This window comes from Paenibacillus sp. Marseille-Q9583 (genome assembly GCF_976954365.1).
The window spans coordinates 1-26,858 of record NZ_CDRJTB010000084.1 but is presented as its reverse complement, the minus strand read 5'-3'; the positions used below and the strand labels follow the sequence as shown (position 1 = coordinate 26,858).

Sequence of the window (26,858 nt, the reverse complement as noted above, 5' to 3'; positions counted from 1 at the left end):
GTTGATTGCACGTTGTGTGCTCGCGAATAAATTAATAGGACTGAAAGTGCATTGGCTTCACGTGCTAGGATTAGTTTGTATTTTTGTAATAACGACAATTATTTGCTTTACGAATGAAATAGTTATTAGCGTTCTTATCTTTATTGTTGTATTGGGTCTATTGACATTTATTAATAGGGTACAAATTAAAAATATATATTTAATGCTGAAAAAAACTATTAAATAAAAATTGTGAAAAGGTGGAATCATGTTCAAAATTGCCGTAGCCGGAACAGGTTACGTCGGCCTTGTCGCCGGCGTATGCTTTGCTGAAGTGGGTCATCATGTCACTTGTGTAGATATTGACGAGAACAAAGTCCAGTTAATGAAGTCGGGGGTATCTCCGATTTATGAAGCGGATCTGGAAGAGCTGATGCAGAAGAATTACGCTGCCGGAAGAATTGAATATACAACCGATTATGCTAAGGCTTATCGCGATGCAGACGCCATCTTTATTGGTGTAGGTACGCCGGAGCAACCGGATGGATCAGCGAATCTTTCATACATAGCTACCGTAGCCAGACAGATCGCCGAAACGATTGAGCGAGATTGTCTGGTCGTTGTGAAATCCACGGTTCCTGTCGGTACGAATGATAAGGTGGAGCAGTTCATCCATGATTTCTTACCTCGTAATTCCACTGGTGTCACAGGTAATGGTAACGGAAGTGGTCGGAAGATTAGGGTTGAGGTTGCATCGAATCCTGAATTCTTGGCTCAGGGAACTGCGGTCAAAGATACTTTATACGCTGCCAGAATTATTATTGGCACGGAAAGTCAGTGGGCCGAAGATATTCTCAAGCAAATCTATGAGCCATTCCATATCCCGATTGTCTCCGTTCGTAGAAGATCGGCAGAGATGATTAAGTATGCTTCCAATGACTTCTTAGCTCTGAAAATTTCTTATATGAATGAGATCGCGAACCTCTGCGAGCTTGTTGGCGCGGATATCCAGGATGTTGCTCGAGGGATGTCGTTCGATGAACGGATCGGTGGCAAGTTCTTGAATGCGGGTATTGGTTATGGAGGCAGCTGTTTCCCTAAAGATACTAAGGCACTGGATTATTTAGCCCGGCAACATGGCTATGAATTGAAAACCGTTAAAGCGGCAATTGATGTAAATACCAGTCAGAAAAAGGTTCTTTACAAGAAGGCTACTAAACGATTGATTACCTTTAACGGTCTAAAGGTGGCTGTGCTTGGGTTGACCTTTAAACCAGGAACAGATGATTTACGGGAAGCCGCTTCTTTAGAGAATATACCACTACTCTTGGAGCAAGGCGCCGATATCTATGCTTTTGATCCGGTTGGATATAAGAACTTCTCTCGCCAATTTCCGGAAGGTAGCCATGGCAACGGTAGTATTCGGTATGTAGAGAATATCGAGGCTGCACTTGATGGAGCTAATGTGTGTTTTGTGTTTACGGAATGGGGAGAGATCAAAGCTGTAGCGCCTAAACAATATAAGCAGCTAATGCGTACACCTCTGGTTTATGATGGACGGAATATATATGATGTAGAGGAAATGCAGGCAGCGGGTATTGAATATTACTCAATCGGTAGATAATGGGGCAACTCTATGATCGATAGCAGGGGGGACAATGTAGTGAATTATAACTCTTTAGATATTGAGCACAAGATTCTGGTTACCGGAGCCGCTGGATTTATCGGTGCGAGTCTCTCTGGGCGATTACTGGAGCAAGGCTGTCAAGTCATTGGAATTGATAATATTAATGATTATTATGAAACAGACCTCAAGGAAGAGCGACTCAAGCTGTTACAGCCATATGAGAGATTTACGTTTGTCAAGGGCGATATTTCTGACAAGGAACTAATCGTGGAACTCTTCCAAGAATATAAGCCTTCTATAGTAGTGAATTTGGCTGCTCAAGCAGGAGTACGTTATTCGATTGAGAATCCTGATGTGTATATCCAAAGTAATATCATCGGCTTCTTTAATATTCTTGAGGCATGCCGTAACTTCCCCGTAGAGCATCTTTTGTATGCTTCATCTAGCTCGGTATATGGATCTAATCAGAAGGTACCTTTTGAGGAAAGCGATCGTGTTGATCACCCGGAATCCTTGTATGCTGCGACCAAGAAATCCAATGAATTGTTGGCTCAGACCTATAGTCATCTCTACCAGATTCCAGCGACTGGCTTACGCTTCTTCACGGTATATGGTCCAATGGGGCGGCCGGATATGGCCTATTTCGGCTTTACCAAGAAGTATTTTAACGATGAGACGATTCATATTTTTAATAATGGTGATTTCGAGCATGATCTGTACCGTGATTTTACATACATTGATGATATTATTGAGGGTATTGAACGAATATTGTGCAACCCGCCGCAATCTCAGGTTCCGCATAATGTATACAACATCGGTAATAATAGCCCAGAGAAATTAATGGTATTCATTGAAACGCTGGAGAAATGCTTAAGCAAGAGTACCGGAAACAAGGTTGTATTTAAGAAGGTATTTGAACCTATTAAGCTAGGGGATGTACCTGCGACTTATGCATCAACTGATCTATTGCAGGCAGCTGTGGGTTTCAAACCAAGCACTTCCATAGAAAAAGGATTACAGCGTTTTACCGATTGGTATGTGGAGTACTATAATGTGAGGTAATGACAAACCAATCAAGGAGAGCTATGCGAGATACGCTTACGAAAAAAAAATTGCGCAAGAATAGGAAGCGAGCGCTCATTCTATTCTTGCCTATCCTGTTAATACTACTAACACTATTCTCAGGCTATTTCATCACATTCGACCAATCCCCCCAACTCTCGGACGCCATTATCATCCTCAGCGGTGGAGGGGGACGAGTGGAGGAAGGGGCCACTCTGTATAACGAGGGTTATGCTTCCAGTATCATCCTATCCAATGCGCGCGAGTCTATAAGTCATTCCGGCAACATGCTCCAAACCGCCCTTGCGCTAGGCATCCCAGCATCCATTATCTTTACCGAAAACGAAGCTCTCAGCACTTATCAAAATGCACTTTATACCCTTCCGATTATGCAGGAGTATGGCTTCAAGTCTGCGATCGTTGTATCGTCGGATTTTCATATGCGGCGGGTTAAGTTTATTTTTGAACATGTGTATAAGGACTCGCGGATCGAGCTTTCGTATGTTGGTTCGGATTCGGGCTATAATGCCCAGTGGTGGTGGAGCGACAGGTATAGCCGGGAGACTACGTTCAATGAGTATGTAAAAATGATTGGCAACACTCTCGGTTACAATGGGCCAGAGGCGAAAAGTATTCTTGATCAGATTAAGAATTGGTTTCGTTAGCTTACTTCAGGATGGATTCTTTCATTTAGATAATCATCGTAACGTATGGAATACCATATACTTTATCCGAGGTGAACCTTATGAACGAAGCAAACTCAGTCTGTAAATCATGTGGTAGCACTACATTCACCAAAGGTGAAATGAGCAGAGGGGATTCAAACCTTCTGCCCATTGGTAAAACCTTTTCTTTTGGCTCACCGCTTATCTTCACATTTTGTAAAAAGTGTGGAGAAGTAGCTTCCATAAAAGTTACCAAACCCGAGAAATTTTGAGTTATTAATTTAGGGCTGTATTATTGGAGGATATAAGACGATTTTTAGAACTAATCCTTATATTATTTCCTTCCCTCTTCCATCAACTAATAATTAATCACAAAATAACCCATCCTAACCGTAGCGAACCTACGGTTTTTTATTTATAATAATTATTATCTGGATTTCATAAAGCGTTCAAAAAATCTGTAAAAAGTCGTATTTTCGTGTGATATACTTAACACAGTGTTTTGAGATGTTGTGAAAGTGAATATTATGTAAAATATTCTTTAATATAACTGTACACAGTAATGAATAGAGACTAGGATGGTGAACTATCGATGCACATCGTCGTCGTTGGCCTGAATTATCGTACGGCTCCCGTAGAGGTTAGGGAACAGTTTGCTTTTGCGGAGAGTGATCTTCCGGCAGCGCTCCATCAATTGATGGAGACGAAGGGTGTGCTGGAAGGGGTCGTAGTAGCCACCTGCAACCGTACGGAAATTTATGTGGTGATGGACCGCCTTCATATGGCAGGTTATTTCATCCGCGGCTTTATGGAGCAGTGGTTTGGCGTGAAAAACGAGCAATTTGCACAGCATATGTATATATATGAAGACGAGCAGGCGATTGCGCATTTGTTCCGCGTGACCTGCGGCCTGGATTCCATGGTGATTGGCGAAACGCAGATCCTGGGACAGGTGCGAAGTTCTTTTCTCACGGCTCAGGCTGAGGGTGTAACTGGAACTTGGTTCAATCGGTTATTTAAACAAGCGGTGACACTCGGCAAAAGAGCACATAGTGAAACGTCCATCGGCGAAAGCGCAGTATCTGTCAGTTATGCGGCAGTGGAGCTGGGCAAGCGGATTTTTGGCATGTTCACTGGTAAAAGAGTACTGATTCTCGGGGCCGGCAAAATGAGCGAGCTCACTGTAAAGCATCTATATAGTAGTGGTGCGGCTGAGGTGATTGTCGCTAACCGTACGCTGTCGCGTGCGATTGAACTGGCAGAGAAGTTCTCGGGTAAGCCGAGCACGATTGAAGATGCGTTAAAAACTCTTAATGAAGTAGATATCGTGATCAGCTCAACGGGAGCTGACGGGTATGTACTTTCGGCAGATCAGGTAGCGAATGCTATGAAGCGTCGCCCTTCGCGGCCGCTTTTTATGATTGATATAGCTGTACCCCGTGATATTGATCCTGCGTCGGCTAATGTGCCAGATGTTTTTTTGTATGATATTGACGACCTGGAGGGCATAGTGGAGAGTAACCTGGAAATGCGTCGGAGTGAAGCTGCGAAGATTGAAGTAATGATCAGCGAGGAAATGGATGAGTTCCAGCTGTGGCTTAAGACGCTTGGCGTGAGACCGGTGATCCGGGCGCTTCAGGATAAGTCGAATGCGATTCATGAGGAAACGATGGAGAGTCTGTTCAATAAGCTGCCTGAGCTGGACGAGCATCAGCGCAAGGTGATTCGTCGTTTGACCAAAAGCATTGTGAACCAGATGATGCATGATCCAATCAATGTAATTAAAGAGATGTCCGGTGGTAAGCAGGGAAATGAAGCGCTTGATTATTTCTCCAAAATCTTTGCGCTACAGGAACAGCTCGAATCCAATTCAGATGGCGGAGATTCCGCCCCGGTTAAGCAGTCTAGTTCCACAGAACGTACTGCCGGTAGCGGCGATTTTTCTGTGCCTAAGACGGTGCTTGCTCCGGCAGGCCTGTTGGGTAGGTGAGTGATATGCAACTGCTGAACGGAATATATGATGCCGCTCTGCTGCTATATGCCCTGAGCCTGCTGTTTGTTTTCTCGGATTGCCTTTATCGCAACCCGAGTGGGAAGCGGTTAGGCACGGGGCTTCTTGTTGTTGTGGGTCTTTTGCAAGCTGCAGGACTCGGGATTCGTTTCTCTCAGGAGAAGGGGCTGCCCATTTTTACACCTTATGATTTCTTGTTCTGGTTTGCATTTAGTATTGTGCTGACTTCGCTTGCGGTGGCTTTCACACGTGGGGGCGAGTTTACGATTCTGCTGCTTAGTATGGCTGGTTTCAGTGTTTTTCTGTTAAATCGGGTGTGGCTGACGGCGGGGGGACATACGCTTGAGACTTGGAGCGCGGTGTATGGCTGGCTGACGATGCATGTGATTTTGGCCAACTTGAGTTTTGCTGCACTGACACTTGGGACGGTATTTGCAATATTGTATTTATTTCTGCACACCAGACTTAAAAGCAAGCAATGGAGTGACCGAATTCGTCGTTTACCGAACTTAGAGACTACAGATAAATATTCTTACACCGCTATTCTGGTGGGGACTCCTTTGCTGGCAATATCGCTGGTGGTGGCTAGCTTATCTATTGTATCTGAGGGACGGACGTTATTATTGAAGGATTTAAAAGTACTAACGACACTTATTGGCCTTGGAATTTACATATTTTATATTATCTTTAAGAAATCCGGGCGGAGAAGTGGAGTAAGTATGGCTCGCTGGGCGATTTTAGGATATGCTTTTACTATCTTGAATTTTTTGTTGAATTCTTTGTCTGGTTTTCACGGTTGGAGCGGGGAGTGAAGGACATGACGCGTTTTTTACCCATAATGCTAAATTGTGAAGGGCAACAGGTTGTGGTTATTGGCGGTGGTGCCGTGGCTGAACGGAAGGTGAGCGGGCTGTTGGAAGCTGGAGCGGTGGTTAAGGTGATTAGTCCCTCTTTGACAGATACACTTGTCGCTCAAGCGAAAAAGGGTCTCATGACCTGGCATGATCGCGCTTATGCTCCCGGAGATCTCCGTGGGGCCTTTCTCGTATATGCAGCCACTAACGATAGAACGATTAATGAAGAGGTTGCGCAGGAGTCTAAGCGACTTGGCATTCATGTGAATGTGGCTAGCCATGCGGAAGCGGGGGATTTTATCACGCCCGGAGTTGTACGTAGGGGGCGTTTGACGGTAGCTGTATCTACTTCGGGTGCTGGTCCGCTTGCGGCTGCGAAGATTAAAAGTGTGCTTGAAGAGGCGCTGGATGCGGCGTATGAGCCATATTTGGATTTTTTACATACCATGCGAACTCGGATTAAGGCAAAAGAATCTTCTGCTGAAGTTCGTGGAAAGCTTTTGCGGAAGCTTGAGGCACTCGATGTGTTAAATGAGATGAAGAATGGTAGCTTTATTGCGTGGAGCCCGGAGGATATGGATGCTTGGATTGATGTTCATCGGGTGGAGTGAAAGTGCGCGTAGACACTGTGAAGATTACAAAATTAGGTTAGATTAATGATATGAGTACGGCTAAAATGGCTGAAATAGTCGAAAGAACGGCAATAATGCCTCCTAATTGAGTAATAGTCGCCGATAGAGATAAATGAAGGGTATTAATACCCTTGAATTGCTCTAAAACGCTCATATCAGTCAAAAGAGGGGCAGAAATACCCCTAAATTGAGCAATAGTCGTCAAAAGAGATAAATGAAGGGTATTAATACCCTTGAATTGCTCTAAAACGCTCATATCAGCCAAAAGAAGGGCAGAAATACCCCTAAATTGAGCTATAACCGACGAAGGAGCTAAATAAAGGGCAAAAATGCCCTTTAAATAGTACGAAGTAGCTTTGGTTAGTTTGAATTACTATATATGTTCTACAGTGAAGAGTATGAGGCAGACGTTATCAGGAGGAATGGACAATGCGTAAGATTATTGTGGGGAGTAGACAGAGTGCGCTTGCGTTGACTCAAACAGGGCATGTGATTGCGGATCTGGAGCGACTGAGCGAGGAGCATGGTTTTGGATTCACTTTTGAAGTGAAAAAGATTGTTACCAAAGGGGACCGCATCCTTGATGTCACCTTGTCCAAGGTAGGCGGCAAAGGGTTGTTCGTGAAGGAAATCGAGCAGGCCATGCTGGAAAAGGAAATCGACATGGCGGTACACAGTATGAAGGACATGCCCTCCGAGCTGCCGGAGGGACTGATCAACGGCGCTGTGCCGAAGCGCGTCGATCCGCGCGATGCACTAATCTCTAACGGAGGCGTCTCGCTGGACGAGTTGCCTCCGGGCGCATGCGTAGGCACAAGCAGCCTACGCCGTTCTAGCCAGCTAGCTGCGCTGCGGCCTGATCTGGTTATTGAGCCCGTGCGCGGCAACATTGACTCGCGGCTGGGCAAGCTGGAGAGCGGCGAATACGACGCGATCCTGCTTGCGGCAGCGGGGTTGTCGCGCATGGGCTGGCAGGATCGCGTGAGCGCCTACCTGCCGCCGGAAGTTTGCCTGCCCGCTGTAGGGCAGGGCGCACTCGGCATCGAGTGCCGCGCAGATGACGCCGACCTTCGGAAGCTGCTAGCGTTATACAACGACGCCGATACAGCGTTAACGGTGGCGGCGGAGCGCACGTTCCTTGGCGCGCTGAACGGCGGCTGCCAAGTGCCAATTGGAGCTTATGCGGTGCTTGACACAACTGGCGAAGCTGCTGCTACAGAGCACCAAATAATCTCCTTAACCGGAATGGTGGGAACACCTGACGGTGCAACGATTTTGAAAGAAACTTGCACGGGGGTAGACCCAGTACAGCTCGGCGAAGAAGTCGCTAAGAAGCTGATCGCAAGAGGAGCGGAGAAGATACTGTCAGACGTTAGGGGATGAGGGGATTGACGGGGAAGGTTTATTTGGTAGGTGCAGGTCCCGGGGATGCAAAGCTGATTACTGTAAAAGGCCTCGAGTGTATTCGAAAAAGCGACGTGCTGGTGTATGATCGGCTGGCAAGTCCTAGATTGCTAAAATGCATGAAGCCCGGCGGCGAGAAAATCTATGTAGGCAAGCTGCCGGATCGCCACACGATGAAGCAGGAAGAGATTAATCAATTGTTAGTTGATCTGGCTTTACAGGGGAAAACAGTGGTGCGGCTGAAGGGTGGAGATCCTACGATTTTTGGCCGCGTAGGTGAAGAAGCGGAGCTGCTGCGCAAAAATGGGATCTATTACGAAATCGTACCGGGTATCACGTCGGCGATCAGCGTACCTGCTTATGCAGGTATACCTGTCACGCACCGCGATCATGCTTCTTCCCTGTCGATTATCACCGGACATGAGAGTCCAGATAAACTGGATCATTCCATTCATTGGGATAAAGTAACGAATGCCACGGGGACGTTAGTGTTCCTGATGGGCGTAGCTAAAATAGGATATATCAGTGCCCAGCTGATCAAGCATGGGCGTCCGCCAGAAACACCAGTGGCGCTGGTGCGCTGGGGTACCCGCGCAGATCAGGAGACGTTGACGGGAACGCTCGCCGATATTGAGGCGAAGGTGAAGGCGGCGGATTTTCAGCCGCCGGCCGTCATCGTCGTTGGCGACGTGGTGCTGCAGCGGGAGCAGCTCAAGTGGGCTGAGGCGATGCCGTTATTCGGCAAACGCATCGTGGTGACACGGGCTCGGAGCCAAGCGAGCGAGCTGGTGGATATGATTGAGGAACTCGGCGGGGAACCCTACGAGTTCCCGGTGATCGAGACGATCATGCCGGAAGGCGCAGAGAAGAAGGAGAAGATTGTAGCGGCGTTTGGCGCGCTGGAATCGTACGACTGGGTATTCTTCACTAGCCCGAACGGCGTGGAGTTTTTTTGGCGCCACTTGGCGGAGCAGGGGGCGGACATTCGGGGACTTCACCGCGCAAGGATTGCAGCGGTGGGGCCGGGTACAGCAGCCGCGCTGGCGCAGCGCGGGGTGATTGCTGAGGAGCTTCCGGCGAAGTTTCAGGCGGAAGGTCTGATTGAGAAGTTCGGTCCCCAGCTGCTGCCGGGGCAGAACGTGCTGTTGCCGCGCGGCGATCTGGGGCGCGAATGGCTGCCGGCCAAGCTGAGAGAGCTTGGCCTTCAGGTCACAGACGTCGATACCTATGAGACGGTTGTGACGGGTGAGGATGATGATGAGCTGTTGAAGCTGCTGGAGGAGGGGCGCGTTCACGCGGTGACTTTTACTAGTTCTTCAACGGTGCGCAATTTCATCCACATTCTGAAAAGAATGGGGATGGAAGATCCACTCCCATTGCTAGCTAATGTGAAAATAGCCTGCATCGGGCCATTAACCGAGCAGACTGCAGTGGAGGCGGGGCTTACTCCGGGACTGCTACCTGAAGAAGCAACTATTAATAGTCTGGTGCAGGAACTCTGCCGCTGGAATGCGGAGACTCAGCTACAAAAAGCTTGAATTACGCCAATAGAACATCGGCTTTACAACATCGTCTGTAGTTGTATCTAAGCTCGGAAGCGCCACGCCGCTATTGTAAGTAACTTAAGTAACATTAAATTGGCCACCAAACGCAGGTACTGTTGAAGCTCAGAGTATGATGGATGGCGAAGTTGTAAACTAACTGGTGTGTGTATGGGTGAGTAAGTTTATGTGTGTATGTATAAAGTTCACGCAGTTCTAAGTGATATATTAGATGTTGGGTACTTGGATTAGTATGCAATCTAGTGGAAATATAGCTTTTAATCTGGTTACGAGACTGGTATGAGGTCTGTTAGCATGAGGTCTGATTGAGGTTTAGTTGCACTTTATACACTTAAATTCTCTGGATATCAGCGAAGATTGTTTTTAGTTGTAATATATGCAATTGAATATGCGCTAAAACAGGGGTTTTCGCTCTTTTGTAATAAATAACTGTAGAGAGTGCAACTAAAGCTTACAGTTACGATATAACATCAAAATAACTGCACAAACTACAACTAAGCAGCCGCAGTTAGTCAACGATCGAGGGTTTGGTTATATATTTTATTTTCAGGAGGATGAACAAATGAGCTTTCCAATTACACGTCACCGTCGCCTACGCGGTTCTGCTGGAATTCGCGGTATGGTGCGGGAGACCGTACTGAATGTGCTGGATTTTGTACAGCCTATATTTGTGACTTATGGAACAGGTGTGAAGAATGAGATTAGCTCGATGCCGGGCGTGTACCATTTTTCGCTGGATACTTTAAAAGCAGAAGTGGACGAGATTGCCGCACTAGGCATTCCGGCTGTACTGTTATTCGGGATTCCTGAAACGAAGGATGCAATCGGTTCTTCCGGTTTCGCAGAGGATGGAATTGTGCAAGAGGCTACTCGCTTGATCAAGCAGTGGTACCCTGAGCTGTTGGTCGTTGCAGATACCTGCCTTTGTGAATTTACGGATCACGGACATTGCGGGATGGTGCATACGCATACGGTAAATGGCGTGGTACACGGTGATGTCATCAACGATGCTTCGCTAGAGCTGTTGACTCGTACGGCGGTATCCCAAGCTAAAGCTGGAGCAGATATTATTGCCCCTTCGAATATGATGGATGGATTCGTACACGCGATTCGTGCTGGGCTCGATGAGAATGGCTTTGAGCATGTGCCGATTATGTCGTATTCGGTCAAATATGCTTCGGCATTTTATGGCCCTTTCCGCGAAGCTGCGGATTCGGCACCTCAGTTCGGGAATCGCAAAACGTATCAAATGGACCCTGCCAATCTGCGCGAAGCGCTCCGTGAAGCAGAATCCGATGTGCTGGAAGGCGCAGATATGTTAATGGTGAAGCCGGCTCTGGCTTACTTGGACGTGATTCGTACGATCCGCGACCAGTTCGATTTGCCTCTTGTGGCTTACAATGTGAGTGGCGAATATTCCATGGTAAAAGCAGCAGCGATGCAAGGCTGGATTGACGAGCAAGCCGTTGTGCTGGAAATGCTGACTGGCATGAAACGGGCCGGAGCGGATATTATTATTACTTATTTTGCAAAAGATGCTGCGCGCTGGCTGCGTGGTTAATCTCTTTCACAATGATATCGCTGCATAGGCAGTCCCCTTATACCTGTGTGACCAAGAACAGAATAGGAGTGAAGATAGATGAGTAATGAGCCGATGGCGCGTAAAGAGGAAGCGTCCCGTAAGGCTTTTGATGAAGCAAAACAATATATTCCCGGTGGGGTGAACAGCCCTGTACGGGCGTTCAAATCCGTAGGATTGACTCCGGTTTATGTGGATCATGGGATCGGATCGCGTATTTATGATATCGACGGCAACAGCTTTATCGACTATGTATGCTCATGGGGACCGCTGATTATGGGTCATGCGCATCCTGAGGTTGTAAAGGCATTGCAGGAGACGGCGGTAAAAGGGACAAGCTTTGGCGCACCAACTTTACTTGAAACTGAAATGGCAAAAACGGTTGTCGAGCGTGTAGCCTCTGTAGACATCGTGCGTATGGTTAACTCCGGAACGGAAGCGACGATGAGCGCGATTCGTTTGGCACGTGGTTATACTGGACGCAGCAAAATCTTAAAGTTCGAGGGATCCTACCACGGTCATGCGGATAGTCTGCTCATTAAAGCGGGTTCCGGTGTAGCCACATTAGGTCTGCCGGATAGCCCGGGCGTTCCTGAAGGTGTTGCAGTAAACACGATTACAGTTCCATACAATGATTTGGAGTCCACTCAGTTTGCTTTCGAACGTTTTGGCAGTGAGATTGCCGCAGTGATCGTAGAGCCGATTGCCGGCAACATGGGGGTTGTACCACCACTTCCGGGATTCCTAGAAGGACTTCGTAAGTTAACTTCAGACCATGGATCTTTGCTTATTTTTGATGAAGTAATGACAGGATTCCGTGTCAATCGTGGCTGTGCGCAAGGCTTGTTCAACATTACTCCGGATATTACCTGCTTCGGCAAAGTCATCGGCGGAGGACTTCCAGTAGGCGCTTATGGCGGCAAAAGAGAGATTATGGAGCAAATCGCTCCTACGGGACCGATTTATCAGGCGGGCACACTTAGTGGTAATCCATTAGCGATGGCGGCAGGACTCACTACGTTGAAGCTACTGACACCGGAAGTTTATGATCGTCTGGAACAATTAGGGGCGCGTCTGGAAGCAGGCTTGAAAAAGAATTCCATCGAGACTGGCATTCCGCTGACCATTAACCGCGTGGGCTCGATGGTCTGTCCGTTCTTCACGGAAGGACCAGTAACTAACTTTGAAACGGCCAAGACTAGCAACACGGATCTATTCCGTCGTTATTTTGGTCATATGCTGAGCCAAGGGATTAGCGTTCCACCTTCACAGTTTGAAGGCATGTTCGTATCGGCTGCGCATAGTGAGCAGGATATTGATGATACCATTGAGGTCCATTATAACGCCCTGAAAGCCCTTTGAGTAACGGAGCCGGAGATCGAACCGGTGGTGGAGCTTGGACTAGACGTGGAGAGTGGCTGGAAGTCACACCCGGCAAAATCATTACGGGAGCCGAGGACTCTGAAGCTGCGATTGACAAATGGCTGCTGGAAACTGTAGGGATGCCTGAGAAGCTTCATCTGCGTCTGCGCCGCGAGGGAGGCATTCAGTGGAAGGGGGACCGACTGCGGCTGGCACTTTTTCCGGATCGTGAAGCTGGCATTGAACCGGTATGGGAAGAGCTTGAGGTGCTGTATGAGGATGATTTTTGCCTGGTTGCCCACAAGCCGGCAGGCATGGCGGTTCATCCGGATGGCAGTGGTTTAGGTGTAACGCTGGATCACCTTGTAGCTGCGCATTATGTCGCTACCGGTGTTAGTGCAGCTGTAAGGCATATTCACCGACTGGACAAGGATACAACAGGCCCGGTGATGTACGCGAAGAATGAGTTCGCACAGCTTGTCCTAGACGAGAATATGCGTGAAAAAAGCATCTCGCGGCTCTACGCCGCGATCATCGAAGGCACAGTGCCGCCTACGCTTAAAGTGATCGACGTGCCGATTGGGCGCGATCGTCATCATGCGGCGCGGAGAAGAGTCTCGCCGGGCGGACAATCCGCCGTGACTCGAATCCTCGGACGCGAAGCACTGCATGGCGGTAGTCTGGTGCATGTGCAGCTGGAGACCGGAAGGACGCATCAGATTCGCGTCCATCTCAGCCATATGGGTCATCCCTTATATGGGGATGCACTATATGGCGGCCCGGTCTGGGCTTCCAGCGCTGCCGGCCGACATGCGCTCCATGGCGAGATGCTGTCTTTCCGCCACCCTTGGAGCGGTGAACAACTGCAAGTAAGCGATCCGTGGCCGGAAGATATGCATCAGCTGCGGGAGCTGCTGTCTGAAGCGCCTTGACGGCTACGTTATAAACCTGAGAATCGTGGTATCAGCAAATGCTGGTATTAAGGTTCTTTTTTTATCTATTTTTTCGTAGGGTATATAATTTTCTGTTTTTTCAGAAAGAAGCTTCTACCTATGTCCTAATAGTAAAAGCAGCATATAATACTTTGTTCATGCGGAGTAGTCATTTTATTGGCCGGCAAATAGGTTCGAATAGTCCCTGTATTTATGAAATTAATAGCATCCTGTCCGGTTAGTGCTACCAAAGTTGTCATGCCTTTCTGTTTGAAGCATATACATGTGGGGAGTAACATTTTGGGCTTATGCTCTGGGCCTGTCTCAGGGTTAGATTATGCCAAGAAGGAGGACATATCCCGTGTTTGATCAGTCCCACGGCTTGCGGTTTGATATTTATGAACGCATTCACCTATCGGAAGAGCTTCCGGGAATAGCTGAGCTGGAGGAGGTTGAACTACTTCCGGAAATCCAGGTGATTCAGCGGGAGGATCGTGCCGAGTTATATGGTCAGCTGTTGCTTACCGGACTCTACCGGAGTGAAGATGACCGAACACAACGTCTGGAGCATGCCATTCCCGTAGAAATCACTGTTCCGCTTACACGCGTCAGCTCGATTGAAGATATTGGGGTGGAGATCGAGAATTTTGATATTGATCTGCTCACGATGCGTACTGTGAATATAACAGGCGTATTATCCCTGCGGGGAATCGGTGGTGCGGAGCCTCAACCACAACCGGCCTGGCAGCAGGAAGAGTACACAGTGGCTTATTCCCCTCTCAGTGATGACAGGGTAATCGAAGCATCTGCTGAGAACCAAGAACACGAAAATGATGCACTTTATGAAAATTCACAGTGGACCTTTGGTGAGGATGCATCGGAGGTTGCTGTAGAAGAACATGAGCATGCAGAAGCGAATGCAGAAGCAACAGAGGCCCCGCTGGTCTCAAGCGGAGCGGGTCAATCGTCCCCTATAGTTAATTTCTCATCCGCTCATGAGAAGGACAAGGGCGCGAAAGCCCGGACGCATAGTCTGGATTCGCAAACTGAGGATTCCAAAGCAGGTATAGCGGATTACTGGTTTAAAGCTGAGTCACAAAATGAAGCAGAGGCTACTCAGCTGAATCAAGTTAGCCAGGCGAGTCAAGCGGATCAGGAGCAAGAATCTGAATATACTTTTGCTTCAAGAGAAACTGCTGTTCCAGCAGCTAATGCTGATGCGGATCAAGATATTGCCGTATTCGCTTCGGAAAACGGGGCCAATAATGAGCTCCATGCACAAGAAGAGAATGCTCAGCCGATCCACGAGAATACGAATGAAGTTTTTGTTTCTCAAGAGACTGTGCCACAGTCAGAGGAGAAGCAAGACCTTAAGATTGCGCTAGGTAGTAAGAAAGAAGCAGAGGTTCCAGCCAAAGAACATCTTACCTTCTCTTCATTACTCAGCTCTAGCCGTTCCCGTAAAGAACAGGAAGCCCTTCAGTCTGAAGGAACTGCATCGGCTGCAGCGATCATTCCAGAAGCGGGAAATAATACAGAGTGGAAGAGTAGATTCATTACCGGAGCAGACGGCGCTAACTTGTTCCGGAAGGTTCGACTTTGCATCGTACAGCGTGAAGAAACGCTGGATACGATCGCAGAGAAGTATCAGCTAAGTGCGCGGGAGCTGGGAATGTATAATCGATTGTCTGGGCAGAGTGTAGAAGAAGGGCAAGTGTTGTACATTCCGTAGTTGAATTACAATGCATACTCACATGAATAGGTGAATCCCGATCTGATAGTAGATCGGGATTTTTGTCAAATATAAGAATATATAAGTTTCACGTTATACATTATCCTTATACTTCTCGAATAAACGCTTACCGTCCGTAAAAGGACGTCGAAGGCGTTTATTCTTGTGTGACCGGAGAACGTTAGAATGCGGGGTATCTAACCAACGCAGAGTGATGAATCGAATGAAAATTCGACATATGCACGCTATAAGTCGAAATTCCGCTTAAAGTCCCGCTGTAGAAGCCTATTCAGGTTGACTAGGGATGACTCAAAATGTATTATGGAGTAAGCAATATCTAAGTAAAGACTGGGAACGGGAAGAGTAGGCGGTCAGCCCTTCAGAGAGCGGAATGCAAGTGCTGTGACATTCCGTAGGATACAGCCACCGAAGTCGCCCCGGAGTCGCCCTTCTGAGCTTGTCTTCATGGATATGAAAGATAAGTTAGGATGTGGCCGGTAGCAGCCGTTATCTGTACGAGTGTCGCGCTAAGCTTCTGAACCGTAAGGTGAAAGAAGTGCAGGTTTATTTTTCATTGGCGCGAAACAAAGGTGGTACCGCGAAAGAATGGCCTTTCGTCCTTTGAGACGAGGGGTCTTTTTGTTTTTTAGAAACCAACTACAAGTAACCAAGTGGAGGTATCAGAGAATGGCTGACCAAAACAATCTAACAGCGGCAGAGTTGCCGAACTTGCAAGATACAGCGGCAGATGCTGCCGCTGCAAATGATTCTAAGAATGAAATGCCAACCACGTATGATCCAAAATCGGCAGAAACCAAGTGGTATTCCTACTGGACAGAGGGTGGATATTTCCGTGCAGGCGGGCGTCCAGATGCAAAAGCATACAGCATTGTAATCCCGCCGCCAAACGTAACGGGAATGCTACACATTGGTCATGCGCTTGATTTTACGCTTCAGGATATCCTGATTCGTACAAAACGGATGCAAGGCTTCGACACGTTGTGGCTACCAGGTACAGACCATGCCGGTATCGCAACGCAGACAAAGGTAGAGCAAAAGCTGCGTGAGCAGGGAATTTCTAGACATGATCTCGGCCGCGAGAAGTTCCTGGATCAGGTGTGGGAGTGGAAAGATAAATATGCGAACACCATTCATGAGCAGTGGGCTAAGATGGGGCTTTCCCTTGACTATTCCCGCGAACGGTTTACCTTGGATGAAGGGTTGTCGAAAGCTGTACGCGAGGTTTTCGTTAAGCTCTATAATAAAGGCTTAATCTACCGCGGCAAACGCATTATCAACTGGGACCCGGCGGCTCGTACAGCATTGTCGGATATCGAGGTTGAATATAAAGAAGTTAATGGTCACTTGTATCATCTGCGTTACCCGCTTAAAGACGGTAGCGGATTTATTACAGTAGCTACCACACGTCCGGAGACCATGCTGGGTGATACAGCGGTTGCTGTTCATCCGGAAGACGATCGTTATAAAGATCTGATCGGCAAAACGTTGATCTTGCCGATTATTGGCCGTGAGATTCCGATTATCGCTGATGATTATGTAGACAAAGAGTTTGGTAGTGGTGCGGTTAAGATTACACCAGCTCATGATCCGAATGACTTCGAGATGGGTCAACGTCACAATTTACCGCAGATTAACGTAATGGATGAGAGCGGTACGATGAATGAAGAAGCAGGACCTTACCAAGGTCAAGACCGGAGTGTATGTCGTAAGGCCATTACTGCTGACCTGAAGGAGCAAGGTGTGCTGATCAATATCGAAGATCATGTGCATCAAGTTGGCCACAGTGAACGCTCTGGAGCCGTTGTTGAACCCTACTTGTCCACACAATGGTTTGTAAAGATGCAGCCACTGGCTGAAGCTGCCATCAATGCACAGAAGGATGGGAACGGAGTTAACTTTGTACCGGACCGTTTCGAGAGAACTTACCTGAACTGGATCGAGAACGTACGTGATTGGTGTATTTCCCGTCAGCTGTGGTGGGGACATCGCATTCCAGCATGGTATTCCGAGTCTACTGGTGAATTGGTTGTGGCAAATGACGAGGAAGAAGCGCGCCGGATCAGTGGTCTAACCGACTTGAAACAGGACGAAGATGTACTGGATACCTGGTTTAGCTCTAATCTGTGGCCTTTTGCCACACTAGGATGGCCAGATGAGAACAGTGCAGATTTCAAACGCTACTATCCGAACGATGTGCTCGTAACAGGCTACGATATTATTTATTTCTGGGTAGCGCGGATGATCTTCTCAGCTCTTGAATTTACCGGAGAGAAACCCTTCTCAGATGTATTGATGCATGGTTTAGTACGGGATTCCGAAGGTCAAAAAATGTCCAAATCACTCGGGAATGGCGTAGACCCCCTTGAAGTAATCGAGAAGTATGGCGCAGATGCAATGCGTTACATGATTTCTACCGGAAGTACAGCTGGACAGGATCTACGTTTCCGTTGGGAAAAGGTTGAGCAGGCGCGTAATTTCGCCAATAAGATCTGGAATGCATCACGCTTTGCGTTGATGAATTTGGAAGGCGTAAGCTTTGAGAATATTGACATTTCGGGTGAGCTAAGTACTGCTGATCGCTGGATTTTGCACCGTCTGAACGAAACTTCTCGTGAGATTACGCGTCTAATTGACTCGTACGAGTTCGGTGAGACCGGTCGCCAGCTGTACAACTTCATTTGGGACGATCTATGTGACTGGTATATTGAGTTCGCGAAGCTGTCACTTTACGGATCAGACGCCGCGGCCAAAGCGAAGACACAGTCTGTACTTGCCTATGTACTAGACCGCACAATGCGCTTGATTCATCCGTTTATGCCGTTTATTTCGGAAGAGATCTGGCAGCACCTTCCGCATGAAGGGGAGACGATTACGCTGGCTGCATGGCCGGAGTATGATGCTGCTCTGGAGAATCCGCAAGCCGTAGCGGAAATGAACCTGCTGATGGATGTAATCCGGGCCGTTCGTAATATCCGGGCTGAAGTGAATGTACCGATGAGCAAAAAGGTTGAATTGATCATCAAAGCGGGTAATGAAGAGACGCTGAGTATTATCACCCGTAACGACAACTACATTGGACGCTTCTGTAATACGTCTTCCTTCGAAGCGGGCCTGAATCCAGAAACGCCGGATAAGGTAATGTCCGCTGTAGTAACAGGAGCAGAACTGCTTCTGCCATTGTCGGGACTCATTGATATTGAACAAGAAATCGCCCGTCTGGAAAAAGAAGTGCAGACGCTGAACAGCGAAGTAGAACGCGTAGAGAAAAAGCTGAGCAATCAAGGCTTCGTGGACAAAGCTCCTGCTAAAGTTATCGAAGAGGAACGGGCGAAGCAGGCAGATTATTCTGCTAAACGTGAGAAAGTACTTGCCCGCATCGCAGAGCTGAGAGGATAAGAGACATGGATGACCTAAATCGGGGCGGAAGTACCGCCCCTCTTGCGACATACACCGAAGCGGTTAATTGGATCAAGAGCCTAATCCCTTTTGGGATACGGCCAGGTTTAGATAGAATCGAGATGTTGATGGACAAGCTGGGAAATCCGCACCGTCGGCTGAAGTTTATTCATGTGGCGGGTACGAACGGCAAAGGTTCAACTTGTGCTTTTTTGACTAGTGCACTTATACAAAGCGGCTATTCAGTAGGCACCTTTACATCTCCGTATATTACAAAGTTCACGAACAGGTTCCAATATAATAATACGGACATCTCTGAAGAAACGCTTGTCGAGCTGGTTAATCAATTACGTCCACTAGTCCAAGAAATTTCGGAAACGGAGTTTGGCTCACCTACGATGTTCGAGGTAACTACAGCTGTGGCCATTCTATTTTTTGCGGGCGTCTCTTGTCCTGATGTTGTCGTATGGGAGACCGGGCTTGGGGGAAGGCTGGATGTAACGAACATCGTGACTCCGATTGTTTCTGTGATTACTAATGTTGGTCATGATCACATGGATATTTTGGGAGATACGCTAGAGAAGATTGCAATGGAGAAAGCCGGAATTATTAAGACGGGCGTACCTGTTGTTAGCTGCGTAACTCAGCCGGAAGTCGTAGCGGTTCTGAAAGAGAAAGCAGCGGCCTGCCGCTCTACTCTTTATCTTGCCGGAGAAGATTTTAGCTATAAGGCTAATGAAATCCGTGAGGATGTGCAGACTTTTCATTTTAAGGGTCCCTTTCGTTCGCTTGAACTTGGGATCGTAATGAAAGGTGAGCACCAGATTAGCAATGCGGCAGCTGCCATGATGGTACTTGAGGTTCTGCGTCAGTATATGGCCTTTATGCTTGAGGATGAAGATGTGCTTGAAGGTTTGCGCCACGCATTCTGGGCTGGAAGGCTGGAAGAGGTAAGTACGTCTCCAAGGATTGTACTGGATGGAGCACATAATCCGGAAGGTGCGGAGAGTCTTGCAAAAAGTCTGCCTCAGCTCTATCAATACGGTAAATTAAATTTACTTATGGGAATGCTGTCAAATAAGCATCATGAATCCTACTTTAAGCATATACTGCCTATAGTGGATACGCTCATCCTGACCGAACCGGATTTTCAGAACAAAATGGACGCGAAGAATCTGCAAGTTATCGCAGAAAGTCTGCGGGAGAAATATGCCAAGGAAAACTTGGCAATCATAGTAGAACATAATTGGGGAAAAGCGCTGCAGCTACTGAAGTCGATTACAGCGGAGGATGACCTTGCCGTCGTATCTGGTACGCTGTATTTAATCTCTGACGTACGCGGTACACTTTTGCAGCAACCCGATACTGAAAAAGGCTGGTGACGACTGTTGGATACTACTGAACGTGTGCATTTTATAGGGATCGGCGGCTACGGAATGAGCGCGATTGCCCGGGTAATGCTAGAAATGGGATATACAGTTACGGGCTCCGATGTGGCTGCCCAAGAATTAACGGATAAATTGATTGCTAAAGGTGCCAAGATTTATATCGGGCATACAGCAGAACAAGTCAAAGGTGCAGATCTAGTCGTATACTCTACGGCTTTGTCTAGTGATAATGTGGAATGGGTGGAAGCTGAGCGTCTTAAGATTCCAATTCTGCATCGTTCGCAAATGTTAGCCCGTTTATTGAATGAACGTAAAGGGGTAGCCGTTGCTGGAGCACACGGGAAAACTACCACCTCCTCCATGATTGCACTTGTGATGGAAGAGTGCGACGTTGATCCAACGTATATTATCGGTGGAGAGATTATGAATGTAGGTACGAATGCAAAGGCGGGACAAGGTGAGTTTGTAGTAGCGGAAGCGGATGAGAGTGATGGCTCTTTCCTGCACTATCATCCTTGGCTTGGGATCGTTACGAATGTTGAAGCGGATCACTTAGAAAATTACGACGGAGACTTTAACCGTCTTAAGGCTGCATACGTGCAGTTCATGAACCAAACGCGCGAAGATGGAACTGCTATAGTATGCGCTGACGACGAGAATGTGATTTCTCTTTTACCTGAAGTAATAGGTAAGGTAATTACTTATGGCATCAAGTCGAACACTGCGGATTATATTGCCACTGATATCGTTCTAGGCGATCGTCAAGTATCGTACACGATGAATCATAATGGAGAAGTGCTTGGACGGATTGAACTCTCCGTTCCCGGACAGTACAATCTTTATAATTCAATGGCAGCGGTAATCGCTTGTTTGAAATCAGGGATTTCTTTCGAGGAAATCGCTGAAGCGATTGTGAAATTCCATGGTGCGAAGCGCCGTTTTCAAGTGCTCGGAGAAGTCAATGACATTCTGGTCATTGATGATTATGCGCATCACCCTACAGAGATTCAGGCAACGATCAGTGCTGCCAAGGCAACAGGAAAACGGATTATTGCGGTATTCCAGCCCCAGCGCTATACACGTACTTTCTTCCTGTTAGATGCTTTCAGCCGTGCCTTTAGCGAAGCTGACGAAGTCATCATCACTGATATTTACTCTCCGGCTGGAGAGAAACAGATCGAAGGTGTTACTTCTGCGAAGCTGGTTGAGCTAATCGTTAAGAACAGTAATGCGGGCGCGAGACATCTGCCAACCAAAGAAGATGTGCTTGCTGATCTGACACCTCGTATTGCTCCGGGTGATCTGGTGATTACGATGGGCGCAGGCGATATCTGGAAGGTCGGATACGCACTTGCAGACGGTTTGAAGAAGAAGCATTAAGTTTACAAACTGAGGCTAATTCGAGGATGATTATATTCTCTATTCAATAGCACTTCCCCAAAATTCCCTTCAGATAATCCTTGTGTTTATCTGAAGGGAGTTTAGAGGGAAGTGTTTTTTTGGTATTGTTAACGTATTTACTGATATAGTTATAAAGTGCTATAGTGCTGTCAGAAGAGGATCGATTTTTTAACGTATATTTGGGATCCCCACAAAGTACCCGAGTACGCATCGAAGCAAAGTCGCACTTTGTGGGGATATTTTCGCATAGGTGGTGACGTATGAGCTCCCTGCTAGAAATTAGGACACTAATTTATTTGTTTATTTTCGGAAATTTATTTATATTACTGCTTATAACCAATTATCGAAGTACTGCTGTTAAAGATACAGCCTCCACCTTGTTCATCCGGTCAAAGGAGGTTCAGCTACTCTTTTGGTGTTCGATTTTAATGTGGGATTATCTCCCTCATGCGTTGTCCATTCCGCTTAGCAATGCTCTGATGCTTGGAGGGTGCTGTCTCGAAATTACAGCGTTACTGCTGATGATGGGAGTACTGGGGCCAAGAATAAAGCGATATTACATCATTCTTTCGATATTGAGTGCAATCAGTTTTAGTATCATCGCATTATTTTTTAATCAAACCAACTTGCGTATCGCCTGTACTTCACTTTGGTCTATACTGTTTGTAGTTTATCCGGCTTATCATCTAACTGTGAATAAAAAGGCTACACCTCTTCAAAAAATATTAGGTGTATTATTTTATGTATTTGCAGCGATTATGCTGATGCGGGCACTTGTTGCACTGATTTGGGAGCCCGAGATGAATGTGTTCTCCACCAATCTTACGCAGTATTTGTATTATCTGGGGATGTATTTATTATTTATTGTGGGGGCTGCCGGTTTTATTCTTCTCTCAAATGAGCATTCCTTCGTCAAACTAAAAAGAATAGCCAGTTATGATGATTTGACTGGGATTCTAAACCGTGGGGCATTTCTTCAGGAAGCGGAGATAAAGCTTGAAAAGGCAGTTCGAGAGCATGCCTACTTCTCATTTTTGCTATTGGATTTGGATTATTTTAAACAGGTCAACGATACTTATGGTCATGATATCGGTGACATTGTGCTGGAAGAGTTCGCATCGACGATTAAAGATAATCTCGGAAATGGCGATTTGTTTGGCAGACTGGGGGGCGAGGAATTCGCAGTCATACTCTGTGGGGTAGATGAGCAAAGCTGCGATCAGAAAGCTGAAGCACTTCGTGAGGCGATAATGAATACTTCTACTAATAAGGTTCAACAGGGGTACACAGTTAGTATAGGTGTAATTACGATCATGCCAGATCAGGAGATTTCGATAAATAAGTTGTACAAGCTAAGCGACAAGGCATTATATCAGGCTAAACAAGAGGGAAGAAATAGAGTCATCAGATACCGATATGTATACTGAGAGTCAGGAATACTAGGGGAGGTGAACTTCACTTATATGCATCTGGATCTCCAGACACTGCTGGTGTGTCTCTTTTTGTGGCAATCGTTCACGGTGCTGCTTATCGTGGTGTATCGTTTACGCTATGCGCAGGAACAGACTTCTTCATTGTTTATCACAGCAAAATATTTGCAACTAGCAGCCTTGATCCTTTTATTGCTGAAGGATTTTATGGATTCGCCGCTCAGTCTACCGATCATAGCACTTCTTTCTTTGGCTGGAGGTACGCTTGAAAGCTTGGCGCTTCTAATGCTTCTTAGAGTATTTGGGAGCAAGGTTGAGAGATATTATTCTATATTATTCGGAGTATCCATTCTCGTTGTGGTGCTTATGTATTTGTTGATGCCAAAGGATCCTCTCGTTATTCCAGTCGCTTGTCTGGGGGGAGTTCTGATTATAGCCTATCCTGCTTATATACTATGTCTGAAGGTCATGGAGACTTCGCTACAAATCATAATGGGACTGCTATATTGTCTTGTCATCTTGTCGTTGGCGGGTAGAGCCTTGGAACCGCTGTATTCCGTATTAGGAATCAATACACAAGTTGCACAATTTCTTTATTTGTTTTTTTATCTCGGGATTTATTTGTATATGTTTCTAGGAACCGCGGGAATTATGCTGCTTTATAGAGAGGATTCCTTTGCAGAAATGGAGCGGGTAGCAACTTATGATGAGTTGACCGGTATTTTGAATCGCAGGTCGTTCGTTCTGCGTGCTCGGCCTTTAATAGCTGCTTTAGCGATGAAGAAACTGCCCTATTCTTTTTTACTGCTGGATGTCGATCACTTTAAGAGCATAAATGATAATTACGGCCATAATACAGGTGACCAAGTACTAACTGATTTGGCTTCTAAAATAGAGCAACAGCTTGGTCAAGGTGATCTGATTGGAAGATTTGGGGGAGAAGAGTTCGCAGTGCTCCTGCACAGAGCCGATGAGAAGAGTAGTGATGTTATTGCTGAAGGAATGCGCACAGCTGTTATAGGTTCAATGATTCATGGCGTACCGCTGCACTACACGATAAGTATTGGAGTCATTACGATAGAATCGGGCGAACGTTGTTCTCTAAATAATCTCTACAAACTTTGTGATAATGCATTGTATCAAGCTAAGAAAAAGGGTCGGAACTGCGTTGTTAGAAGCTACGAAATATAAAAGTGTCTTCCTTTCGTCATTAGATGAGGAGGACACTTTTTTGTTTGCATAGGGAATAGTTCAGAATACCTAATGAGTATAAAATTTTGAAGTAGAAAATTCATGTTCGTGTATTGCTGGAAAAGTGTTTTTTTTGCTTCGTACTTCAAAAAATAGCGATATATATAGGTTTATCGCAATGATTTTCGAACAAAGTATGAAAATATATAAAAATTTTAAAGGTTTCCCTATAAATCGACAAAAATTTTATGTGAAATGAGTTACTATTGAACTGCATCTAAAGTTGCAGTGATAAGTAGAGAGGATTTATATAAAAAATTCAAGGAGCCAGAGTCATGCGAGAAAGAATGCTGTTCCTTTCAGCACAGAATCAAAGCGCAGAGGATCTAGAAGGAGAAATGAGAACAGGGAGTATTCTCGAGATTTTGCTAGGAAAATTTGATATTGATTTGCTGACGTATGCCAGTACGCACAAGGATATGTCTACAAATGATGGAACTGCACTAACGGTTCATTACATTAACGGGTGCATTACCTCGTGGAGATCTATGCTGCGTCCCTTACATATATTACGGAATTTCACTAATCGGAGTCATGCGGAGAAAGACATGAAGAGTACCATCATGGAACTTTGTAGATCGAATAATTACAGACATGTATTTATATCGCATAGCTTGCTGGGAAATTGCATTGATATGGTTCGTAATCTGCTTCCAGAGGCCAGTGTTATTACAGATACGTATCGTTTTGAGAGCGGGCTTGCCGTTGGAAAAGAAATTGGGAAGCCGAGCAGCAGTAATCCTTATTATAAACTAAATGAGGCTTTGGTTCGGCGGAATAAGCGGAGACTAATGAATAAAACGGGTGTACTCTTGGCAACCTCGGAATGGGATGCCCTTTCATTCAAATCTCTATCCTTTGCGGATGCCCGTAAAGTTCATGTTGTTCCTCATTTCATAAAAATGAATGAATACGACGCTTTTACTGAGCCTGTTGCAAAAGAAAATTCAATGGTACTGCACTGGAATATGAACACCAGACAGGGGATTAGAGCTGCTCAAAACTTCTTTAAGAAAAGCTACCCTTTGATTAAAGAACAAGTGCCTGATATCAAGTGTTACATCACCAGTCATGAGGTTCATACGGATGTGTTGTCGCTTGTAAAGGATGATGTATCGGTCTATATCACTGGACCTTTGAAACCGTCTGCTGATTATATACGTCGTGCTAAAGCGGTTCTTGTGCCTATCCTTGAAGGTTGTGAAGTCTCCAGAAACATTCTGGAATCATGGGCACTCAAAACGCCGGTGGTTACAAGTTCTATAGTGTGCGAGCGATTGAACTGTGAGCATAACCGTAATATTTTGCTTGCTAATACCTCAGTTGATGTTGTTGCTAGTGTAATAACGTTGTTAAAGAATCCTGAGATGGCAACGATTATTGCTGATCGGGCGCATCGCACATTGTTGAAGGATTACGAAGTGAATTATGTGAAGAATAAGATTCTTAGTCTTGTGTAAAAGGTACGCCGGAGAAGGCACTGCCTGCAGTATATGAAAAAAACCGTGAGGACGTTTTAAGGTCCTACGCGGTTTTTTTCATTTTTGTATAATTTACAGCAGGTTGCGGCGCAATTCTTCTGGAGATTTCGGAGACAACATTCCAAGTGGAATATCGAATACTGTACGCGCTCCGCTCTGTCCTTCTTGACTCATACGCTGAGCGGCTCTGGCATAGGCCACGAGAACACTAGCTGTAAATTCTGGATTGCTCTCCAGCTTCAGGCCGAATTCAACAATCTGCTTCGTACCTTCCCCTGTTACACCACTGCGAATAACAAACCCGCCGTGCGGAATTCCGCTATGCTGAGCTGCCAATTCTTCTTCAGTGATGAAAGTAACCGTAGTATCATAATCTGCAAAATAGTTCGGCATATTCACGATTTCTGCACGAATGCGTTCTTGATCTGCCCCTGCCTCAGCCACTACAAAACACTCTCTAAGGTGTTTTTGGCGAGTGGTAAGCTCTGGTGTTTCACCAGCGCGAATGGCCTCAATAACCTCTTGTACTGGAACGGTATATTGTACACCAGCTTTAACTCCATCTACTCTGCGGATCGCATCGGAGTGGCCTTGGCTAACGCCTTTGCCCCAGAAGGTGTATTCTTTACCTTGTGGAAGAATAGCTTCAGCGAGCAGACGATTCATTGAGAATAAGCCTGGATCCCAACCAGTAGAAATTACGCTGAGTGTTCCACCTTGTTTAGCTGCGGCGTCAACGGTCTCATAGAACTCGGGGATTTTGGCATGAGTATCAAAGCTGTCCACGGTATTAAACATCCGGGCAATGGCTGGTGTTTGTTCTGGCAGATCGGTAGCCGATCCTCCGCATAGAATCATAACATCCACTTTACCCTTATATTGTTCGACGGCAGAGATGTGTTCGAACTTCACACCGGCTTCTCCGGCTTCCAGTTGTCCAGGTTCTCTGCGCGTAAAGATCGCAACTAGCTCGATATCTTCACTTTGGTTGATAGCCTTACGTACACCTTTTCCTAAATTTCCGTAGCCTACAATAGCTGCTTGAATTTTTTGTTTCAGAAGAAGCCCTCCTAATCAGTAGTGAACTAA

19 protein-coding genes and 1 other annotated feature are annotated in these 26,858 nt (G+C 46.4%); of the genes, 18 read left to right on the top strand and 1 reads right to left on the bottom strand.

Translation table 11 applies throughout. The annotated features are described in order from the left end of the window. The first annotated feature begins 247 nt into the window (after nt 1-247). The 18 genes from ACWNM1_RS26850 to ACWNM1_RS26765 all read left to right on the top strand — a co-directional run bounded on the left by ACWNM1_RS26850 (nt 248) and on the right by ACWNM1_RS26765 (nt 25,748). Nucleotides 248-1,603, top strand: coding sequence for a UDP-glucose dehydrogenase family protein (locus ACWNM1_RS26850; RefSeq protein ID WP_449603361.1), 1,356 nt, complete (start codon nt 248-250; stop codon nt 1,601-1,603). Nucleotides 1,604-1,642: 39 nt separating this feature from the next. Next, entirely contained in the window at nt 1,643-2,668 is a 1,026-nt protein-coding gene (locus ACWNM1_RS26845) for a GDP-mannose 4,6-dehydratase (RefSeq protein WP_449603360.1), read from the top strand. Beyond that, nucleotides 2,668-3,333 (top strand): YdcF family protein, encoded by a 666-nt coding sequence (locus ACWNM1_RS26840; protein ID WP_449603359.1) that lies wholly within the window; start codon nt 2,668-2,670, stop codon nt 3,331-3,333. The genes ACWNM1_RS26845 and ACWNM1_RS26840 overlap by 1 nt, the downstream gene beginning before the upstream one ends. Before the next feature lie 592 nt (nt 3,334-3,925). Next, the gene (hemA, locus tag ACWNM1_RS26835) at nt 3,926-5,323 is read left to right on the top strand and encodes a glutamyl-tRNA reductase (protein WP_449603358.1); all 1,398 of its coding nucleotides are present in this window, start codon (nt 3,926-3,928) and stop codon (nt 5,321-5,323) included. Between the two features lie 5 nt (nt 5,324-5,328). Next, nucleotides 5,329-6,156, top strand: a complete 828-nt coding sequence (gene ccsA / locus ACWNM1_RS26830; protein WP_234539234.1) for a cytochrome c biogenesis protein CcsA — start codon at nt 5,329-5,331, stop codon at nt 6,154-6,156. Nucleotides 6,157-6,161: 5 nt separating this feature from the next. Beyond that, a complete protein-coding gene (locus ACWNM1_RS26825) occupies nt 6,162-6,809 on the top strand; it encodes a precorrin-2 dehydrogenase/sirohydrochlorin ferrochelatase family protein (RefSeq protein WP_449603357.1) in 648 nt (215 codons plus the stop codon). Nucleotides 6,810-7,259: 450 nt separating this feature from the next. After that, entirely contained in the window at nt 7,260-8,213 is a 954-nt protein-coding gene (gene hemC, locus ACWNM1_RS26820) for a hydroxymethylbilane synthase (protein ID WP_449603356.1), read from the top strand. 5 nt (nt 8,214-8,218) lie between these two features. Then, nucleotides 8,219-9,772, top strand: coding sequence for a uroporphyrinogen-III C-methyltransferase (cobA, locus tag ACWNM1_RS26815; protein WP_449603355.1), 1,554 nt, complete (start codon nt 8,219-8,221; stop codon nt 9,770-9,772). Nucleotides 9,773-10,358: 586 nt separating this feature from the next. Further along, nucleotides 10,359-11,357, top strand: coding sequence for a porphobilinogen synthase (gene hemB / locus ACWNM1_RS26810; protein WP_076286487.1), 999 nt, complete (start codon nt 10,359-10,361; stop codon nt 11,355-11,357). Between the two features lie 78 nt (nt 11,358-11,435). Beyond that, a complete protein-coding gene (hemL, locus tag ACWNM1_RS26805; RefSeq protein WP_449603354.1) occupies nt 11,436-12,737 on the top strand; it encodes a glutamate-1-semialdehyde 2,1-aminomutase in 1,302 nt (433 codons plus the stop codon). Continuing rightward, nucleotides 12,734-13,669: an RluA family pseudouridine synthase gene (locus tag ACWNM1_RS26800; RefSeq protein ID WP_449603353.1), complete on the top strand. Its 936-nt coding sequence runs from the start codon at nt 12,734-12,736 to the stop codon at nt 13,667-13,669. Before hemL ends, ACWNM1_RS26800 begins: the two co-directional genes overlap by 4 nt. Before the next feature lie 361 nt (nt 13,670-14,030). Next, the gene (locus ACWNM1_RS26795; RefSeq protein ID WP_449603352.1) at nt 14,031-15,401 is read left to right on the top strand and encodes a LysM peptidoglycan-binding domain-containing protein; all 1,371 of its coding nucleotides are present in this window, start codon (nt 14,031-14,033) and stop codon (nt 15,399-15,401) included. Nucleotides 15,402-15,742: 341 nt separating this feature from the next. Further along, nucleotides 15,743-16,026: a binding site (T-box leader), on the top strand. 155 nt (nt 16,027-16,181) lie between these two features. Next, nucleotides 16,182-18,818, top strand: coding sequence for a valine--tRNA ligase (locus ACWNM1_RS26790; RefSeq protein WP_449603362.1), 2,637 nt, complete (start codon nt 16,182-16,184; stop codon nt 18,816-18,818). 5 nt (nt 18,819-18,823) lie between these two features. Then, complete coding sequence (locus tag ACWNM1_RS26785; RefSeq protein WP_449603351.1) at nt 18,824-20,200, top strand: bifunctional folylpolyglutamate synthase/dihydrofolate synthase; 1,377 nt, start codon at nt 18,824-18,826, stop codon at nt 20,198-20,200. A 6-nt stretch (nt 20,201-20,206) separates the two neighbouring features. Beyond that, a complete protein-coding gene (gene murC / locus ACWNM1_RS26780; protein ID WP_449603350.1) occupies nt 20,207-21,586 on the top strand; it encodes a UDP-N-acetylmuramate--L-alanine ligase in 1,380 nt (459 codons plus the stop codon). A 281-nt stretch (nt 21,587-21,867) separates the two neighbouring features. Beyond that, nucleotides 21,868-23,034, top strand: coding sequence for a GGDEF domain-containing protein (locus ACWNM1_RS26775; RefSeq protein WP_449603349.1), 1,167 nt, complete (start codon nt 21,868-21,870; stop codon nt 23,032-23,034). A 36-nt stretch (nt 23,035-23,070) separates the two neighbouring features. Then, nucleotides 23,071-24,228, top strand: coding sequence for a GGDEF domain-containing protein (locus tag ACWNM1_RS26770; RefSeq protein ID WP_449603348.1), 1,158 nt, complete (start codon nt 23,071-23,073; stop codon nt 24,226-24,228). Nucleotides 24,229-24,563: 335 nt separating this feature from the next. Further along, a complete protein-coding gene (locus tag ACWNM1_RS26765; RefSeq protein ID WP_449603347.1) occupies nt 24,564-25,748 on the top strand; it encodes a glycosyltransferase in 1,185 nt (394 codons plus the stop codon). Nucleotides 25,749-25,841: 93 nt separating this feature from the next. On the opposite strand, the gene ACWNM1_RS26760 is transcribed toward ACWNM1_RS26765, so the two are convergent. After that, complete coding sequence (locus ACWNM1_RS26760) at nt 25,842-26,828, bottom strand: diaminopimelate dehydrogenase (RefSeq protein WP_076286493.1); 987 nt, start codon at nt 26,826-26,828, stop codon at nt 25,842-25,844. Nucleotides 26,829-26,858: the final 30 nt, after the last annotated feature.

Excerpts from the sequence above, each read along its gene's own strand:
- ACWNM1_RS26850 (WP_449603361.1), top strand. The coding sequence starts at position 248 with ATGTTCAAAATTGCCGTAGCCGGAACAGGTTACGTCGGCCTTGTCGCC.
- ACWNM1_RS26840 (WP_449603359.1), top strand. The coding sequence starts at position 2,668 with ATGACAAACCAATCAAGGAGAGCTATGCGAGATACGCTTACGAAAAAA.
- hemA (WP_449603358.1), top strand. The coding sequence starts at position 3,926 with ATGCACATCGTCGTCGTTGGCCTGAATTATCGTACGGCTCCCGTAGAG.
- ccsA (WP_234539234.1), top strand. The coding sequence starts at position 5,329 with ATGCAACTGCTGAACGGAATATATGATGCCGCTCTGCTGCTATATGCC.
- ACWNM1_RS26825 (WP_449603357.1), top strand. The coding sequence starts at position 6,162 with ATGACGCGTTTTTTACCCATAATGCTAAATTGTGAAGGGCAACAGGTT.
- hemC (WP_449603356.1), top strand. The coding sequence starts at position 7,260 with ATGCGTAAGATTATTGTGGGGAGTAGACAGAGTGCGCTTGCGTTGACT.
- hemB (WP_076286487.1), top strand. The coding sequence starts at position 10,359 with ATGAGCTTTCCAATTACACGTCACCGTCGCCTACGCGGTTCTGCTGGA.
- hemL (WP_449603354.1), top strand. The coding sequence starts at position 11,436 with ATGAGTAATGAGCCGATGGCGCGTAAAGAGGAAGCGTCCCGTAAGGCT.
- ACWNM1_RS26790 (WP_449603362.1), top strand. The coding sequence starts at position 16,182 with ATGCCAACCACGTATGATCCAAAATCGGCAGAAACCAAGTGGTATTCC.
- ACWNM1_RS26785 (WP_449603351.1), top strand. The coding sequence starts at position 18,824 with ATGGATGACCTAAATCGGGGCGGAAGTACCGCCCCTCTTGCGACATAC.
- ACWNM1_RS26775 (WP_449603349.1), top strand. The coding sequence starts at position 21,868 with ATGAGCTCCCTGCTAGAAATTAGGACACTAATTTATTTGTTTATTTTC.
- ACWNM1_RS26770 (WP_449603348.1), top strand. The coding sequence starts at position 23,071 with ATGCATCTGGATCTCCAGACACTGCTGGTGTGTCTCTTTTTGTGGCAA.
- ACWNM1_RS26765 (WP_449603347.1), top strand. The coding sequence starts at position 24,564 with ATGCGAGAAAGAATGCTGTTCCTTTCAGCACAGAATCAAAGCGCAGAG.